At 68.5% G+C, this 15,016-nt stretch carries 14 protein-coding genes and 1 riboswitch; of the genes, 9 read left to right on the forward strand and 5 right to left on the reverse strand.

The features are described from left to right. Window positions 1-164: 164 nt before the first annotated feature. From TBIF_RS12315 to TBIF_RS12325, 3 genes are read right to left on the reverse strand one after another with little or no spacing between them, the layout of a single operon-like run. Window positions 165-503, reverse strand: a complete 339-nt coding sequence (locus tag TBIF_RS12315) for a DUF2304 domain-containing protein (protein ID WP_024795096.1) — start codon at window positions 501-503, stop codon at window positions 165-167. Between the two features lie 2 nt (window positions 504-505). Then, the gene (ppgS, locus tag TBIF_RS12320; protein WP_024795097.1) at window positions 506-1,198 is read right to left on the reverse strand and encodes a polyprenyl-phospho-N-acetylgalactosaminyl synthase PpgS; all 693 of its coding nucleotides are present in this window, start codon (window positions 1,196-1,198) and stop codon (window positions 506-508) included. Between the two features lie 51 nt (window positions 1,199-1,249). Continuing rightward, window positions 1,250-2,515 carry a polysaccharide biosynthesis protein gene (locus TBIF_RS12325; protein WP_051461508.1) on the reverse strand — a complete coding sequence of 422 codons (1,266 nt, stop codon included), beginning with the start codon at window positions 2,513-2,515 and terminating at the stop codon, window positions 1,250-1,252. A 153-nt stretch (window positions 2,516-2,668) separates the two neighbouring features. Continuing rightward, window positions 2,669-2,785: riboswitch (SAM riboswitch) on the forward strand. 38 nt (window positions 2,786-2,823) lie between these two features. On the opposite strand from TBIF_RS12325, the gene TBIF_RS12330 reads away from it, so the two are divergent. Then, entirely contained in the window at window positions 2,824-4,173 is a 1,350-nt protein-coding gene (locus tag TBIF_RS12330; protein ID WP_024795099.1) for an aminotransferase class V-fold PLP-dependent enzyme, read from the forward strand. A 431-nt stretch (window positions 4,174-4,604) separates the two neighbouring features. On the opposite strand, the gene TBIF_RS12335 is transcribed toward TBIF_RS12330, so the two are convergent. Further along, the gene (locus TBIF_RS12335) at window positions 4,605-5,777 is read right to left on the reverse strand and encodes a DUF222 domain-containing protein (protein ID WP_024795100.1); all 1,173 of its coding nucleotides are present in this window, start codon (window positions 5,775-5,777) and stop codon (window positions 4,605-4,607) included. A 163-nt stretch (window positions 5,778-5,940) separates the two neighbouring features. Here TBIF_RS12335 and TBIF_RS12340 point away from each other — a divergent pair, with 163 nt between their 5' ends. The 4 genes from TBIF_RS12340 to TBIF_RS12355 all read left to right on the forward strand — a co-directional run bounded on the left by TBIF_RS12340 (window position 5,941) and on the right by TBIF_RS12355 (window position 10,128). Further along, window positions 5,941-6,810 carry a PPK2 family polyphosphate kinase gene (locus TBIF_RS12340; protein WP_024795101.1) on the forward strand — a complete coding sequence of 290 codons (870 nt, stop codon included), beginning with the start codon at window positions 5,941-5,943 and terminating at the stop codon, window positions 6,808-6,810. A gap of 87 nt (window positions 6,811-6,897) precedes the next feature. Next, window positions 6,898-7,737, forward strand: coding sequence for a crotonase/enoyl-CoA hydratase family protein (locus tag TBIF_RS12345; RefSeq protein WP_024795102.1), 840 nt, complete (start codon window positions 6,898-6,900; stop codon window positions 7,735-7,737). Window positions 7,738-7,924: 187 nt separating this feature from the next. Beyond that, complete coding sequence (locus tag TBIF_RS12350) at window positions 7,925-8,437, forward strand: MarR family winged helix-turn-helix transcriptional regulator (protein ID WP_024795103.1); 513 nt, start codon at window positions 7,925-7,927, stop codon at window positions 8,435-8,437. After that, window positions 8,434-10,128 carry an MDR family MFS transporter gene (locus TBIF_RS12355; RefSeq protein WP_024795104.1) on the forward strand — a complete coding sequence of 565 codons (1,695 nt, stop codon included), beginning with the start codon at window positions 8,434-8,436 and terminating at the stop codon, window positions 10,126-10,128. The genes TBIF_RS12350 and TBIF_RS12355 overlap by 4 nt, the downstream gene beginning before the upstream one ends. 120 nt (window positions 10,129-10,248) lie before the next feature. On the opposite strand, the gene TBIF_RS12360 is transcribed toward TBIF_RS12355, so the two are convergent. After that, window positions 10,249-10,740 (reverse strand): inorganic diphosphatase, encoded by a 492-nt coding sequence (locus tag TBIF_RS12360; RefSeq protein WP_024795105.1) that lies wholly within the window; start codon window positions 10,738-10,740, stop codon window positions 10,249-10,251. Window positions 10,741-11,045: 305 nt separating this feature from the next. Between TBIF_RS12360 and dacB the strand changes: the two genes are divergently transcribed. The 4 genes from dacB to hpt are packed head-to-tail and all read left to right on the forward strand — an operon-like array spanning window position 11,046 to window position 14,998. Next, on the forward strand, window positions 11,046-12,374 hold the full coding sequence (gene dacB, locus TBIF_RS12365) for a D-alanyl-D-alanine carboxypeptidase/D-alanyl-D-alanine endopeptidase (RefSeq protein ID WP_024795106.1): 1,329 nt from the start codon (window positions 11,046-11,048) through the stop codon (window positions 12,372-12,374). Continuing rightward, on the forward strand, window positions 12,365-13,477 hold the full coding sequence (locus TBIF_RS12370; protein WP_024795107.1) for a zinc-dependent metalloprotease: 1,113 nt from the start codon (window positions 12,365-12,367) through the stop codon (window positions 13,475-13,477). The genes dacB and TBIF_RS12370 overlap by 10 nt, the downstream gene beginning before the upstream one ends. Then, window positions 13,474-14,427, forward strand: a complete 954-nt coding sequence (gene tilS, locus TBIF_RS12375) for a tRNA lysidine(34) synthetase TilS (protein ID WP_207165179.1) — start codon at window positions 13,474-13,476, stop codon at window positions 14,425-14,427. The genes TBIF_RS12370 and tilS overlap by 4 nt, the downstream gene beginning before the upstream one ends. Window positions 14,428-14,431: 4 nt before the next feature. Continuing rightward, the gene (gene hpt, locus TBIF_RS12380; protein WP_024795109.1) at window positions 14,432-14,998 is read left to right on the forward strand and encodes a hypoxanthine phosphoribosyltransferase; all 567 of its coding nucleotides are present in this window, start codon (window positions 14,432-14,434) and stop codon (window positions 14,996-14,998) included. The last annotated feature ends 18 nt before the right edge of the window (window positions 14,999-15,016 follow it).

Consider the following 15,016-nt stretch of genomic DNA (forward strand, 5'->3'; position numbering starts at 1 on the left):
GACGGCCCGAAATGTGATGACCTGTGGATGGGGGAGTGCCTGTGGATAACTGTCCGGAGAGGCCTCGCCGCAGGCGCTGTTCCGCACTTTGCGTCTGGTCTTTGGCCATGCGCATGGCACAGGGTGCGCATGGCCAAACAGCGGGCGCAAAGTGCGGTCGGGGCCTACTCGCCTGGTTTGCGGGCGTCCTGAAGGGCGATGGCGCGGGCCAGGCGGGTGTAGCGCAGTTCGGCCTCGCGGAAGCGGATATAGGTGCCCAGCGTGGTGAACGCGAACGTCACGACCAGCGCGTAGAGCATCAGGTCGGTGCCGCGATCGACGCCGACCTGGTGCGCCATCCACGTGAGGTCCTCGGGCCGCAGCACGGCGTAGATGCCGAAGATGCCGAACGCCACGAAGAACAGCTTGAACAGCGCGGAGGACTTGGCGGTGCCACGCGAGCGCAGGAAGTACACCAGCACCAGCAGCACCGCGAGGACTAGCAGAATTTGGATGATGTTCATCGCTATCGCCTCATCCGTCCGCTGAGCAGACCGTCGAACAAGATGTTGACCCCGTTGAGCAGGGACTGCCCCTTGGCCATGGAGTACTCGGTGTAGAGGATGGTCACGGGCTGCTCGCCGACGCGCCAGGAGTGCTCGTCGATTAGCCGGACGAATTCGGACGCGTGGCTCATGCCGTTCATCGTGAGGTCGAGCCCGTCGGCGACCTTCTTGTTGAACACGCGCAAGCCGTTGTGCGCGTCGGATAGGCCGAGGCGTCGGGTGCGGGGGCTGAGCATCACGACGGTCCGCAGCACGATGCGCTTGATCAGCGGCACGTTGGTGTTGTCCTGGCCGGCGAAGCGGGTGCCGACGATGATGTCCAGGGGCTCGACGCGCAGGCGGGCGAGCATCGCCTCGACATCGGAGACCTGGTGTTGGCCGTCCGCGTCGAAGGTGACGAAGTATTCGGCGCCAGGCTGGCTGCGGGCGTACTCGACGCCGGTTTGGATCGCCGCGCCCTGGCCGAGGTTCACGGGGTGGCGCACCAGGTGAGCGCCGGCGGCGCTGATCTCGGTGGCCGAGTCGTCCCTGCTGCCATCGTCGACGCACACGATGTTGGGGAACGTTTTCTTGGCCGCCTCGACGACTCCTCGGATGACGGGGCCCTCGTTGTATACGGGCACCACCAGCCAGACATCCGATGTGCCGTGCACGGGGCGCCTCCTGAGGGTGGGAGATCCGCGGTCGCGTGATCCGCGTAGAGCTTAGCTGGCCGTGACTGCCGTCTCTCGGCGACCATCGCGCGCGACGATCAGCACCACCGCCAAGTGCACGCCCACACCCACCAGGGGGCCGACGATCAGCGCCGCCGCGGTGCGCTCGGTGAGGCCGATGGGCAGCAGGAGCATGACGACGGCGATGACGGTGGCGATCAGCCAGCCCAGCGAGTACGCGCGGTGCGCCTCGTTGGCCAGGGCGGCGCAGCCGGTGAGCATCAGCATCGCGGTGGCGACCGCGCCGAAGGTGAGCGCCGCGGCGGCGCCCCCGCTGATGTCGAAGCCGTCGCCGACGAGCCGGATCAGCGGGGGGCCGATCCACCAGGCGAGCGCGGCCCCGGCCCCGCCGACGGCGCCGACCGCCGCCACCGGCAGCAGCAGGGCGCGGAGCAGGTGCGCGCGGCGCTCGAGGAAGTAGATGACGATGGCGCTCTGAAATGACGTCAGCGGGACTAGGAGCGGCGCCCGCGTGATGGACACGGCGAACAGGAGGGAGCCGGCCTCGTCGGTGAGGTCTCCGCCCGAGGTGAGCGCCAGCAGCACGGGGAAGCCCACGACCAGCACGGAGGTGGCGGCGGTGGCGGACATCGCTAGCCCGGCGCGGCGCAGGAACTCCCGCGTCGGCACGTCGGCGCGCAGCCGTAGCGCGCCGCGGGCTGTCGAGGACAGAGCCGCCAGGGGGAGCCAGGACATCGCGCCGGCGACGGTCGCGAACACGAAGCCGAGAACCTCATAGCCGCTCAGCACCGCGACCACCGCGACGACCAGTCGGAACGTGGCGTCCAAGGCCATCGCCACCGAGTACAGGCCCCAGCGACCGGCACCCGCGAGCAGGCCCCACAGCGTGCACTGCGCGACCACCGACCACGTGGACACGGCCAGCACGGCGACCCCAAGGGCCGGGTTGCCGGGCAGCACCACGGTGGCCCACAGGGGGGAGGTCGCGACGATGAGAGCGGCCATCGCGGCGCCGACCCAGAGTGCGGCGTGCGCGGGGGATGCGCCGTCGCGCACGTGGGTGTGGGCGCGGTCCCCGACGGCGCGGGTGGTCTCTTGCATCAGGCCGTTGGAGATGCCGACGAACATGAAGAACAGGCCCCAGAACACGGTGAAGGTGGCGTAGCCCGCGGCACCGAGGTGGCGGCCGGCCAGCAACATCACGATATAGCCGGACGCGGCGGCGAACACGGTCGCCAGTAGCAGTCGGGTCATCCCTTTCTTGGCCAGAGAGGACTCGGCGGGTGCGGTGGGCATGGGCTGATTGTGTCAGGGCCGTGCCCGACGCGGTCCCAGCGCGGTCGGGCCTCGATGGCGTGTCCTCTGAATTGGGTTGTCGCACAGTGGTTATAGGCCGATCGAAATATGGGGACTTGACAAGAGGGCTGCAGTTGGGCATTGTTTTTCGCAGGTCACGAGTACCAGCGTTCAGCCCCGGCTTGCTGGTCGGCAACCCTCCTTCTGCGGTGGGGTGCTCCGGGTGACGACCAGGCCCCGCGTCATAAGACGCGACGGCAAGCGCGGACTCCTACACGTGAGTCCTTGGGTCCAAGGATGTCTTTGCGATGACTGCTATCACCACCCTGATCGACCGTCCCGCCGCCGCAGTGTCCGGCGCGGAGCTGTGTGTGCCGTTGATCGACGGCCGCACCAGTGGATACGTCAACTTCGATTACGCGGCCAGCGCCCCGGCCCTGGCCGCGGTCACCGACCACCTCGCCGCGCTGCTGCCGCACTACGCCAGCGTGCACCGCGGCGCCGGTTACGCCTCGCAGGTCAGCACCGCCAGCTACGAGCAGTCCCGTCGCGTCATCGGCGAGTTCCTCTCCGCCCGCGCCGACGACGCGGTGGTGTTCACCCGCAACACCACCGACGCGCTGAACCTGCTGGCGCACTGCACCCCCGGCGAGGTGGTGCATCTGGATATCGAGCACCACGCCAACTTCCTGCCGTGGCAGCAGTGCGGGGCCCGCGTGGTCGCTGCCACTCCGACGATCGCCGGGACGCTGGAGGCCATCGAGGCCGAGCTCGCGTGCGCCCCGGCGGCGCTGCTGGCCGTCACGGGCGCGTCGAACGTCACCGGCGAGGTGCTGCCGATCGCCGAGCTCGCCGCCATCGCGCACCGCCACGGCGCGCGCATCCTCGTCGACGCCGCGCAGCTGGCCCCGCACCGCCGCATCGACATCGAGGCCCTGGGCATCGACTACCTGGCGCTGTCCGGTCACAAGCTCTACGCCCCGTTCGGCGCCGGTGTGCTCATCGGCCGCGCGGACTGGCTCGACGCCGCGGAGCCGTACCTCGCCGGCGGCGGGGCTGTGCGCGAGGTCAGCGTCTTCGAGACCGAGTGGGCCACCGGGCCCGCCCGCCACGAGGCCGGCACCCCGAACGTGCTGGGCGTGGCCGCGATCGCTGCTGCCTGCACCGCGATTGCCACGCTTGACGAGGACACCGTCGCTCGGCACGAGGAGTCGCTGACGCGGCTGCTGCGCTCGGGCCTGGCGGACCTGGACGGGGTCGACGTCCTGCGCATCTGGGCCGAGGACTCCGATGACACCGTCGGGATCGTCGCGTTCACCGTCGAGGGCTTCGAGCCTGGCGAGGTGGCTGCGTACTTGTCCGCCGAGCACGGGATCGGCGTGCGCGACGGCCGCTTCTGCGCCCACCCGTTGCTTGCCAAGCTCGGCCATGGCGCGGGCGCGGTGCGGGCCAGCATCGGCCTGGGCTCCACCGCCGCGGACGTGAACCGGCTGATCCTGGCCATCGAGGCGCTGCGCACCTGCGGCCCCGCCTGGGGCTACGCCAAGACCGAGGGTCACTGGGCCCCGAGCCCCGAGACGCGCCCCCTGCCGGACTTCCTGGGCCTGGGCCAGCTAGGAGACCTCGCGACCCCTGGCTGCGGCAGCTTCGCGGCCTGAGTAATTGATAGCGGCACGGTGCCCCCGTCAGCTGTGTGCTGGCGGGGGTCCCGCATCGGTGGGTCAGGCGCCTGCCGCGAAGAACGTTTCCGGGGACGGTGGGTCATCGGTGAAGTTCCCATTGCTATCGCGCCATCGGCGGAGCGGGTCAATCTTGGTCGGTGGCCGAAACACCGGATATCGGGTGGCCCCCAGAGCCACCTCCCACCCCTGGTGGTGCACCGCGACATGATGCGCGGTGCACAGCAAACACAATCCATCGATCTGCGTCTCATGCCGGGTTTCCCACGGAATCATATGATGGGCTTGGGTCCAATCCGCCGGCCGATCACAATTCGGGAACGCGCACCCTTTGTCCCGGCCCTCTAACGCAATGCGATGCTTCTTGCTGGCAAAACGTTTGGTGGTGTCCACGGTCAGCKGCAGCCGCGTCAGGGGGCACCGTGAATATCCGCGCCGATCATCGTCAACTCGCAATCACACGCCAAGCGCTGCGCCGCGGCCATGGAGATCGAGTTCAGATGAGACATCCACCCCCGCCCGGTCCGCTCGAAAACGTCCTTGATGCGGCCGTCCTTGATCATCTCGATGGCCTCGGCATGGGTGGGGATATCCCCGAAAAGCAACTCGATGGGGATGTAGATGCTGATCCGCGGTTGCACTGCCGTGCCGCGCTGCGCGGCAGCCGCGTCAGGACTGGGAACGTCGGTAGGGCTGGATGAGCCAGGGGCCTCAGCATCAGTATCAGTATCAGAGTCAGAGTTAGGGGCCGGGACATCAATCGAGTCAGTGGCCGCAGCGCTGTCAGGGCCTGCAGTGGTCGCAGCGGCGGCGGGGGTGTGCCGGCGTACCAACTCCGACAACGCGTCCGCCCGGACCCGGCTGGGACTACGCCGATCCGGGCTCCCATCATGCTCGGGGCGTACATCCATAAATGGCTGGAGCGCCGCCCGCAGGTTCATGCCCGTCTCGGTGTCGATATCGCCGCGGATCCGCACCCGGCCGGTGCCGTAGTCGGCGATATCGACGGTGTTGCGATCAATATCATCGCCGGGGCTGATCTCGCCGGAGAGGGCGTCGCGGGTGTATTCGCCGTGGGCGCGCAGCACCCGCATATCCCGTGATCCGGCGGCCACGAGCAGACCGTCGATCACCTCACCGCGCAACTGGTCCCGATCTGCCGTATCTCGGGGTTCTCCGGTGGCGGGGTCGGTGTTCATGTACTTCGGTGGGTAGGCGAGGAAGTCGACAATATATTTGGCCTCCCGCTCCCCAATATCCCCGTCGGCGAACGCTTGCAGGACGGCAGGGTCCGCGCACATCCGCACGGCCATAATCACCAGCGCCCGGGTATCGCGCAATAGCAATGAGGAGTGGGCGTGGAGCCAGTCGGCGGTGATGTCGATGGCGCGGCGGGTGCCCTCGCGGGTGACCATCTCATCAATCTCGCGCCACCCGGCGACGGTCACGGCGCGTTGGAGGCGCATCAACTCTTCGGTGATCTCGCAGACCTGCCGATTATGGTGGGCGGTCAGATCGGGGGTGGGCGGGTGCGCGAGCAGGTCCACAACCTGTTCGCCGATGACCAGCCCGGGTAGTTCCATACCCTGATTTTAATCGCACACAACAACGCAAGATGGTGTTTTCACTATCCTCAACCAGCACTTATGTCACTCCAGCCCCGTGATCCTCACCAAGCACAGGGGAGGCGGGATCGGTGTTCGCGGACCGCATGCGACGTTGCTGGGCGGGTCGTATCCTGATCGGATGACGCAGAACACACGCTTGTTGCCGAAGCACTGGACCGAGACGCCTTCGGAGGTCCTGCGCATGCGGGCCGGGCTACGGATCGCCGAGTTCGACGCGAACTCCACTCCCGGATTCAAGGGCGATAAGTCCGCGGCCAAGGAGCTGATCGTCGAGCGTGGCGACTACCTGTCGAAATTGCAGGAGCTGCTGTACGCGAACGGGCGGGCGGGGGATCGGCGCAGCGTCCTGCTGGTCCTGCAGGGTATGGACACTTCAGGCAAGGGCGGCATCGTCCGGCATGTTATGGGGCTGGTGGACCCGCAGGGCGTGAGCAACCACTCCTTCGGCGTGCCGACAGAGGAGGAGCAGGCGCAGCATTACCTCCAGCGTATCCGCCGCGCGCTGCCGGTGGGTGGGCAGATCGGCGTGTTTGACCGCTCGCACTATGAGGACGTGCTGGTGGTGCGGGTGCATGATCTGGTGCCGGAGTCCGAGTGGTCCGCACGCTACGACGAGATCAATGCCTTCGAGGCGGAGGTGGCCGCCAGCGGGACCATCATTGTGAAGGTGGTGCTGGTGGTGTCGTTCGCGGAGCAGAAGGCGCGGTTGGCCGAGCGGCTCGAGCGGCCCGACAAGTTCTGGAAGTACAGCCCGAGCGATATCGACGAGCGTGCGCACTGGCTGGAATATCAGGAGGCTTATCAGGCGGTGCTGGACAAGACGTCCACCGCGCACGCGCCGTGGCACGTGGTCCCGTGCGATAGGAAGTGGTTCGCCCGCACCGCGGTGATGGAGCTGGTGATCGACGCACTGGAGCGGCAGCACCTGAACTGGCCGCCGGCGGACTTCGACGTGGAGGCGGAGAAGGCGCGGTTGGCCCAGTCCTGACGCATCGGGCACGCGGCAGTCGCCATAAGTTACTGGCTGGTACATAATCGATGGCAATAGCATCGCCCGACTACTCCGGAGGCCCGCATGACCGCTGAAACTGAAGTGACCACCTGGAAGTCTCTGGAGGTGTCCATCACCGGGCACGTCGCACAGGTGACCTTGACGGGGCCAGGCCGCGGCAATGCCATGGGGCCGGACTTCTGGTCGGAGACTCCGGAGGTGTTCGCCCAGCTCGACTCGAACCCAGAGGTGCGTGCCATCGTGCTCACCGGAGCCGGCAAGCACTTCACCTATGGTCTGGACCTGCAGTCGATGGCCGGTGCCCTCGGTGCGGTACTGGTGCCGGGCGCGATGGCCAAAGAACGCGCCGATTTCCACGACATGGTCCTGTCCATGCAGCGCGCCGCGAACGCGGTTGCCGACTGCCGCAAGCCCGTCGTCGCCGCCATCTCCGGCTGGTGCATCGGCGGCGGCGTGGACCTGATCACCGCGGCGGACATCCGCTACGCGTCGGCCGACGCCAAGTTCAGCGTCCGCGAGGTGCGGGTGGCCATGGTCGCGGACATGGGGACTCTCAGCCGTCTGCCCGGGATCGTCGGCGAAGGCCACCTGCGTGAGCTGGCACTGACCGGCAAGGACATCGACGCCGCCCGCGCCGAGAAGATCGGCCTCGTCAACGATGTCTACGAGGACCAGGCCGCCGCGCTGGCCGCCGCACACGCCACCGCGCTGGAGATTGCCGGCAACCCGCCTCTGGTGGTGCACGGGGTCAAGGCCGTGCTCAACCACACCCGACAGGCCGACATCGACGCGAGCCTGCGGTACGTCGCAGTGTGGAATGCCGCCTTCCTGCCGTCAAAGGACCTCGGGGAGGCGATGGGCGCGGTGTTCGAGAAGCGCACGCCCGACTTCAAGGGACATTAGAACCCCAGGGCCCTGACTTGCGCCAACCGATTGCGCCGCGGCGCCGACAGGCGGATGCTTGGGGAATGCAACGACTTGCGCGACACACCGAACCGCCGAGCGGGATGGGCCGAGCACCGGCCCGGGCCACTCGGCGGTTCGTCGTCGTACTGGGGCGTGGGGGACCTGGGGTACTGGGGGCTCGATCGTGAGTGGCGCGGACGACAACCTCGCTCACGATGCGGACGACCTCGGCTACCAGCTCGGACGCCTGCAACGGGTCCGTGAGCGCACCGTGCACCAACTCGGCTGGCGGGGTGCGGACGGGCTGGAGATGGCCGCGTACCGCTGCGTGTTCGCGGTGCTGGAGCTGGGCCCGATGCGCTCCGGGGCGCTGGCAGAGGCGGTCCTGGCGGACCCGTCCACAGTGAGCCGCCACGTCGCGCAGCTGGTTGCGCTGGGACATCTCGAGCGTAGGCCGGACCCCGCGGACGGGCGCGCGACCGTGATCGCGGCGACCGCTGCGGGCCGGGCGGCGGCTGGTCGCATGCGGGCACGCCGCAACGAGCGCCTGGCCACGGTGATCGGGGACTGGCCACGGCAGGACCGGCAAGAGCTGGTGCGGCTGATGACCCGGCTGCTAGACGACTACGAGCTGCGCCGCGAGGACCTGCTGGCGGAGGCGTTGGACCGTGTCGGGCAGGGTGCTGTGGAGCCATGACCGAGAGCGCGGCGGTTGCGGGCACCGAGGGCGAGTCGCCGGCGGGCCTCAGCCACCGCGCGATCCTGCTGATTCTCAGCGGCCTGATGCTGGGCATGTTCCTGGCCTCGCTCGACCAGACCATCGTCTCCACCGCGATCCGCACTATCGCCGACGAACTGAACGGTTATGCGCTGCAGGCCTGGGTGACCACGGCGTACCTGATCACCTCGACGCTCGCGACGCCGCTCTACGGCAAGATCTCCGATATCTACGGCCGCAAGCTTCTGTTCATGAGTGCGATTGTCATCTTCCTCATCGGCTCGGCGCTGTGCTCGTTCTCGACGTCGATGTACATGCTCGCGGCGTTCCGCGCTCTGCAGGGTGTTGGCGCCGGCGGCTTGATGTCCCTGGCGCTGGCCATCCTCGGCGACATCCTCGCGCCACGTGAGCGGGCGAAGTATCAGGCCTACTTCCTCGCGGTGTTCGGCACGTCCAGCGTGTTGGGCCCCGTGCTCGGCGGAGTGTTCGCCGGCCACGCCAGCATCCTCGGCATCTCCGGCTGGCGCTGGGTGTTCCTGGTCAACGTGCCCATCGGGTTCATCGCCCTGGCCGTCGTGTTCAAAAACCTGCACCTGCCGAAGGTGCGCAACAACGTGCGGATCGACTGGTGGGGCGCGGCGACGCTGACCCTGGGCCTGGTACCGCTGCTCATCGTCGCGGAGCAGGGTCGCATCTGGGGCTGGAGCAGCGCGCTGTCCTGGACCTGCTATCTCCTGGGCGCCGTCGGCGTGGTGGCCTTCGTGCTGGTGGAGATCGCGATGAAGGACGCCGCGCTGATCCCGATGGGCTTCTTCCGGAACAAGAACTTCGCGCTGGGCGTCGCGATCTCCTTCGTGGTGGGCATGGCGATGTTCGGCGGCATCATGCTGCTGCCGCAGTACCTGCAGGTGGCGAAGGGCTCCTCACCGACCATCGCCGGGTTGCAGATGCTGCCGCTGGTGCTGGGGCTGATGGTGGGCTCGATCGCGTCCGGCATTGCGATATCCAAGACGGGGCACTACCGGATCTACCCGATCATCGGCTCGACCCTGCTGGTCATCGGCATGTTCTTGCTGCATCTAGTGCGCGCGGACACGTCGTTCCCGGTGGTGATGGGCTTCATGCTGATCGTGGGCGTGGGTCTGGGGAACATGATGCAGCCGCTGGTGCTGGCCATCCAGAACGCGCTGCCGGCCAAGGACATGGGCGTGTCCACCGCGTCGGCCACGTTCTTCCGGCAGATCGGCGGCACCCTGGGTGTCGCGATCTTCCTGTCGATCTTGTTCGCCCAGATCACCCCCAGCATCACGTCGCAGCTGGAGACGGCCACCCAGAATCCGCAGTATGTGGCGGTCGTCCAGCAGGCGGCGGTCAGCGGCAACCCCGTCGACAAGGCCTTCGCGCAGGGATTGCTGAACAAGGACTCGGGCGCGGCGGGCAGCGTGCTGGAGGACAGCTCGATCATTCAGAAGCTGAGCCCGGAGCTTGCGAAACCCCTGGCAGACGGGTTCGCCGACGCGATGGACGAGGTGTTCCTGGCAACCACCGGATTCGCGCTCATCGCGTGGGTGCTGGTGCTGTTCTGGAAGGAGGTGCCGCTGCGGGAGAGTGCAGGATTGGTGGCGGCGAAGGGCGAGGCGGAGGACGGCCCGGATCCCAGCGAGGTTTAGCCCTCAAACGACTCAGCCGCGAGCCTATTCGCGGCCTGCAGGCCCTTCGGGGCCCGCTGACCAGAAATAGGCTCGCGGCTGGGCGAAAACCTAGAAGAGAAAACCTAGAAGAACAGGGGCTTAGTGCTCGCCCTGATCCTTCAAGCGTGCGAAGGAGCGCGTGACCTCGGCCTCGGCCTCGGCCCGGCCGACCCAGTCCGCGCCATCGACGTGCTTGTTGGGCTCGAGGTCCTTGTAGTGGATGAAGAAGTGCTTGATGACCGCAAGCTCGTACTCCGGCACATCGGCCAGGTCCTGGATGTGGTCCCAGCGATGGTCGCCCGCGGGCACGCACAGCACCTTGTCGTCGCCGCCGGCCTCGTCGACCATCTTGAACATCGCGACGGGGCGAGCCTTGACGATCACGCCCGGGTAGACGGACTCGGGCAGCAGGACCAGCGCATCCAGCGGGTCGCCGTCCTCCCCGAGGGTGTCCTCGATGTAGCCGTAATCGGCGGGGTACACCATCGAGGTGTAGAGGTAGCGGTCCAAGTGGATCCGACCTGTCTTGTGGTCGATCTCGTACTTGTTTCGCTGACCCTTGGGGATCTCGATGCTGACGTCGAATTCCACGCGTCTTCGCTCCGGTTCACTGATGCCGTTCACAATGGGGGACCATCACCAGACCCAATGTCGGCCTTGCACTGATGGCAGTGTTGACACAGGCACCGGGCACGACATCATCTAGGCACGCGGCGGAGTCAACCCAAGAAGGATAGCCGGTCGCCAGATAGTGTGGACGCAGACTGACCTGCGGTAGCCACCCCGGGGAGTCCGACACCGAGGAGACACCCACCAATGTCAGGCCAGGACGTGGGGAATTGAGCAAAGCCAAGCCGGGGAACCTTGCTGTGCGGCGTCGTGGGGGACGACGGGCGATGGTCGCGTCGACACTGGCATTGTTGCTGGTCTTAGCCGGTTCCGGGATCGCCACCGGGGCCTTTTCCGGTGGGTCCTACCAGCCGGCGGAGCCCGCGCCCGCGTTGGTCACCGCCAGCCCACAGGTTGAGCCGGTGCCAGCTGACTCGCCGCTGCCGAGTTCCGCCGCGCTGGCGGCCGCGCTGGCGCCGGTGCTGGCGAACCCCGACCTCGGCGATTTCACCGGCCAAGTCAGCGATCCGGAGACCGGCGAGGTGCTGTGGCAGCAGGGCGCGTCGACGCCCCGCACCCCCGCCTCGGTGACGAAGGCGCTGACCTCCTCGGCGGCGTTGTTGACGATGCCGTTGGACCACCGGCTGACCACGACCGTGGTCCGCGGTTCGAAGCCCGGTGAAGTGGTGCTCGTCGGCGGCGGCGATCCGACGCTGACGGCCACCCCGATCGGCCAGGAAGGCTACTTCGAGGGCGCGGCGCACATCGCGGACCTCGCCGCGCAGATCCGCGACGCCGGCGTCACCGCCACGAGCATCACGGTCGACGTGAGCCGCTACAGCGGGCCGGAAATGGCGCAGGGCTGGTTCGAGGAGGACATCGGCGGCGGCAACATCGCACCCATGCGGCCCGTCATGCTCGACGGCGGCCGGCTGGACCCGACACGCGATCTCTCCCCACGCTCCGCCACTCCGGCGCTCGAGGCTGGCCGGGCGCTCGCCGCGAGCTTGGACGTGGACTCCGCCGCGGTGGCGCTGGGCACGGCGCCGTCGGGGGCCGAGCAGTTGGCCGCGGTGCAGTCCCAGCCGCTCGAGACTCTGATCCGACAGGCGATGGTGGACTCCGACAATGTCCTGGCGGAGGCGCTGGGGCGGGAGGTCGCGGTGGCGGCCGGGAAGCCCGCCAGCTTCAGCGGCGGCGGCGCAGCGGTTCTGGGCGCGCTACGCGATGCGGGGATCGACACCGCCGGCGCGACACTGCACGACCTGAGCGGGATGTCGGTGGACAACCTGCTGCCCGCCCGACTGCTAGATGATGTGTTCGTCGCAGCGGCGGGCGACGGCCAGCCCAAGCTGCGGCCGCTGCTGGACTCGCTGCCAATCGCCGGCGGCACGGGCACGCTTGTGGACCGCTACGGCGACGGCGCGACGGGCGCGGGTTGGGTGCGGGCTAAGACCGGCACACTCTCCGGCGTGAGCACCCTGGCGGGGATCGTCACGGACGTGGACAATCGGGTGTTGGCGTTCGCGCTGATGTCCGGCGGCACCCCGCCGGAGTTGGCGCGGCCAGCGCTCGACGAGGTGGCTGAGGTGTTGAGGGGATGCGGATGTCGCTAGAGGAACCCGGTGCCGGTCCCCAGAATGCGAACCTGGGCGCCGACATCGACTGGGCGGTGGCCGCGAAGGTGGGCGCGAGGCTGGCCCCGGCCGGTCCGAAGACGACGGCCTACACGCTCGAGAAGGCCAACGTGGAGCTGCTCGCGGCAGCCGTCCTGGCGGAGGGCCCGGTCCGCGAGGTGACGGGGCTAGCCGACGGTCTTCCGGTGCCGGCGGCGCAGGTGGTGGACCGGCCCGGCTGGATCGGGGCGGCCACGCAGTCGATGCGCTCGATGCTCAGCCCACCCAAGGCCGAGGCTGACACCGACACCGACACTGGCACGGGCACTGAGCGACCCGGGCTGGTCCGGCGCGTCGGCGGGCAGGCCTCGGGGGCGCAGGCCGGCGCGGTGCTCGCGTTCTTGTCCACAGCGATCCTTGGCCAGTACGACCCCTTCACCGGCGAGCACGGCACGCTGCTGCTGGTGACCCCGAACATCATCGCGGTCGAGCGGGCGCTGCGCGTGCGGCCCGGCGACTTCCGGCTGTGGGTGTGCCTGCACGAGGTCACGCACCGGGTCCAATTCTCGTCCGCGCCGTGGCTCGCGGACTACATGAAGGAGTCCGTCGACCTGCTCGGCGAGGAGGTCGACGAGCCGATGTCGGCCATCGCCGGGCGGCTCTCGGCGGAGGTGCGCCGCCGCCGCGCCGGGGACGGGGCGCCGGAGAGCGCGGGCATCCTCGGGCTGTTGACCGCCACCCAGGCCGCGCCGCAACGGGAGGCCATCGAGAGGCTGCTGATGCTGGGCACGCTGCTCGAGGGCCACGCCGACCACGTGATGGACTCCGTCGGGCCGAAGGTGGTGCCGACCGTCGCGAGCATCCGCCGCGCGTTCGACGGTCGCCGCCAGCGCAACCCCAACCCGGTGCAGCGGATCATGCGCGCGCTGCTGGGGGTCGACGCGAAGATGGCGCAGTACGTGCGGGGCAAGGCATTCGTCGACGAGGTCGTGGGCACCGTGGGCATGACCGAGTTCAACGCGATCTGGACGGGTCCGGAGACGTTGCCGCGCAGTGCGGAGATCGAGCAGCCGCGACTGTGGATCGACAGGGTCCTGGGTTGACGGAACCAGTGGTGCGGCGGGCCGTGCGCGACTGGCTCCGGGAGTACGCGCCGACGGGACCGGTGTGTGTGGGCTTGTCCGGCGGGGCGGACTCCCTCGCCCTGACCGCTGCCGCCGCCGGGGAGCGCGAGGTGGCGGCGCTGATCGTCGACCATCAGCTGCAGGAGGGCTCCGCCGCGGTGGCGGCGCGGGCCGCCGAGCAGGCGCTCGCGCTCGGCTGCGTGCGCGCGCAGGTGCTCACAGTGGATGTGACGGGCCCCGGCGGTATGGAGGCGGCCGCGCGCAGGGCTCGATACGCGGCGTTGAACGGCGCTCGCGACGGGCAGCCGGTGCTGCTGGCCCACACCCTGGACGATCAGGCCGAGACGGTGCTGCTGGGCCTGTCCCGCGGCTCCGGCCCGGGCTCGATCCGCGGTATGGCCGACTGGGCGCAGCCGTGGGGTCGTCCGCTGCTGGGGGTGCGCCGCGCGGACACCGTTGCCGCCTGCGCGGCGCGCGGTGTCGAACCTCACGCGGACCCGCATAACCTCGATCCGGCGTTCACGCGGGTCCGGCTGCGCCGTGAGGTGCTGCCGCTGCTCGAGGAGGTGCTCGGCGGAGGGGTCGCGACGGCCTTGGCCCGCACCGCCGCGCAGCTGGCCGAGGATGCAGACGCGCTCGACGAGATGGCCGCCGACCTGCATGCACTCGCCGCGGACGCCGAGGAGTTGGAGGTCGCGGTGCTTGCCGGACAGCACGTGGCGGTGCGCCGCCGGGCCCTGCGCTGGTGGCTGTTGGGGGCCGGCGTGAAGGGCCTGACCGACGCGCATTTGCGGTCGGTGGACGCGCTGATCGGGGACTGGCGAGGGCAGGGCGGGGTGGCTTTGGCAGGTGGCGGGCCGGGTGTGCGGATCGTGGTCCAGCGAGAACGTGGGAGGCTGACCGTGCAGCGCGAACAGAATGGGAGTTAAGACCGTGTACGAGGGCGATATTGCATCGGTACTGATCACTGAGGACCAGATCCGGCAGCGAACGACAGAGCTGGCCGCGTTGGTCGGTGCGCGGTACCCGGAGGCGGGCCAGGGCGATCCGGACAAGGATCTGCTGCTCGTCGGTGTGCTCAAGGGCGCGATGATGTTCATGACGGACCTCGCCCGCGCGCTGCCGATCCCCACGCAGATGGAGTTCATGGCGGTCAGCTCTTACGGCTCCTCCACGTCCTCCTCGGGCGTGGTGCGGATCCTCAAGGACCTGGACCGCGATATCGCCGGCCGGGATGTCCTCATCGTCGAGGACATCATCGACTCCGGGCTCACGCTGTCCTGGCTGATGCGGAACCTCGCGACGCGCAACCCCGCGTCGCTCGAGGTCTGCTCGCTGCTGCGCAAGCCGGAATCGGTGAAGGCGGAGTTCGACGTCGCGAATATCGGCTTCGACATCCCCAATGAGTTCGTCGTCGGCTACGGCCTGGACTACGCGGAGCGCTACCGCGACCTGCCGTACATCGGGCGGCTGGACCCGAAGGTATACGAGCACCACTAGCCGTGATTCCGCGATAGC

The sequence above is a fragment of the Tomitella biformata AHU 1821 genome (genome assembly GCF_000524475.1).
Classification (GTDB): Bacteria; Actinomycetota; Actinomycetes; order Mycobacteriales; family Mycobacteriaceae; genus Tomitella; species Tomitella biformata.

What these genes read in the sequence shown, in the direction of transcription:
- TBIF_RS12355 (WP_024795104.1), top strand. Translation starts at nt 8,434, where the DNA reads ATGACCGAGAGCGCGGCGGTTGCGGGCACCGAGGGCGAGTCGCCGGCG.
- dacB (WP_024795106.1), top strand. Translation starts at nt 11,046, where the DNA reads ATGGTCGCGTCGACACTGGCATTGTTGCTGGTCTTAGCCGGTTCCGGG.
- TBIF_RS12370 (WP_024795107.1), top strand. Translation starts at nt 12,365, where the DNA reads ATGTCGCTAGAGGAACCCGGTGCCGGTCCCCAGAATGCGAACCTGGGC.
- TBIF_RS12315 (WP_024795096.1), bottom strand. Translation starts at nt 503, where the DNA reads ATGAACATCATCCAAATTCTGCTAGTCCTCGCGGTGCTGCTGGTGCTG.
- TBIF_RS12345 (WP_024795102.1), top strand. Translation starts at nt 6,898, where the DNA reads ATGACCGCTGAAACTGAAGTGACCACCTGGAAGTCTCTGGAGGTGTCC.
- TBIF_RS12335 (WP_024795100.1), bottom strand. Translation starts at nt 5,777, where the DNA reads ATGGAACTACCCGGGCTGGTCATCGGCGAACAGGTTGTGGACCTGCTC.
- TBIF_RS12340 (WP_024795101.1), top strand. Translation starts at nt 5,941, where the DNA reads ATGACGCAGAACACACGCTTGTTGCCGAAGCACTGGACCGAGACGCCT.
- TBIF_RS12325 (WP_051461508.1), bottom strand. Translation starts at nt 2,515, where the DNA reads ATGCCCACCGCACCCGCCGAGTCCTCTCTGGCCAAGAAAGGGATGACC.
- TBIF_RS12330 (WP_024795099.1), top strand. Translation starts at nt 2,824, where the DNA reads ATGACTGCTATCACCACCCTGATCGACCGTCCCGCCGCCGCAGTGTCC.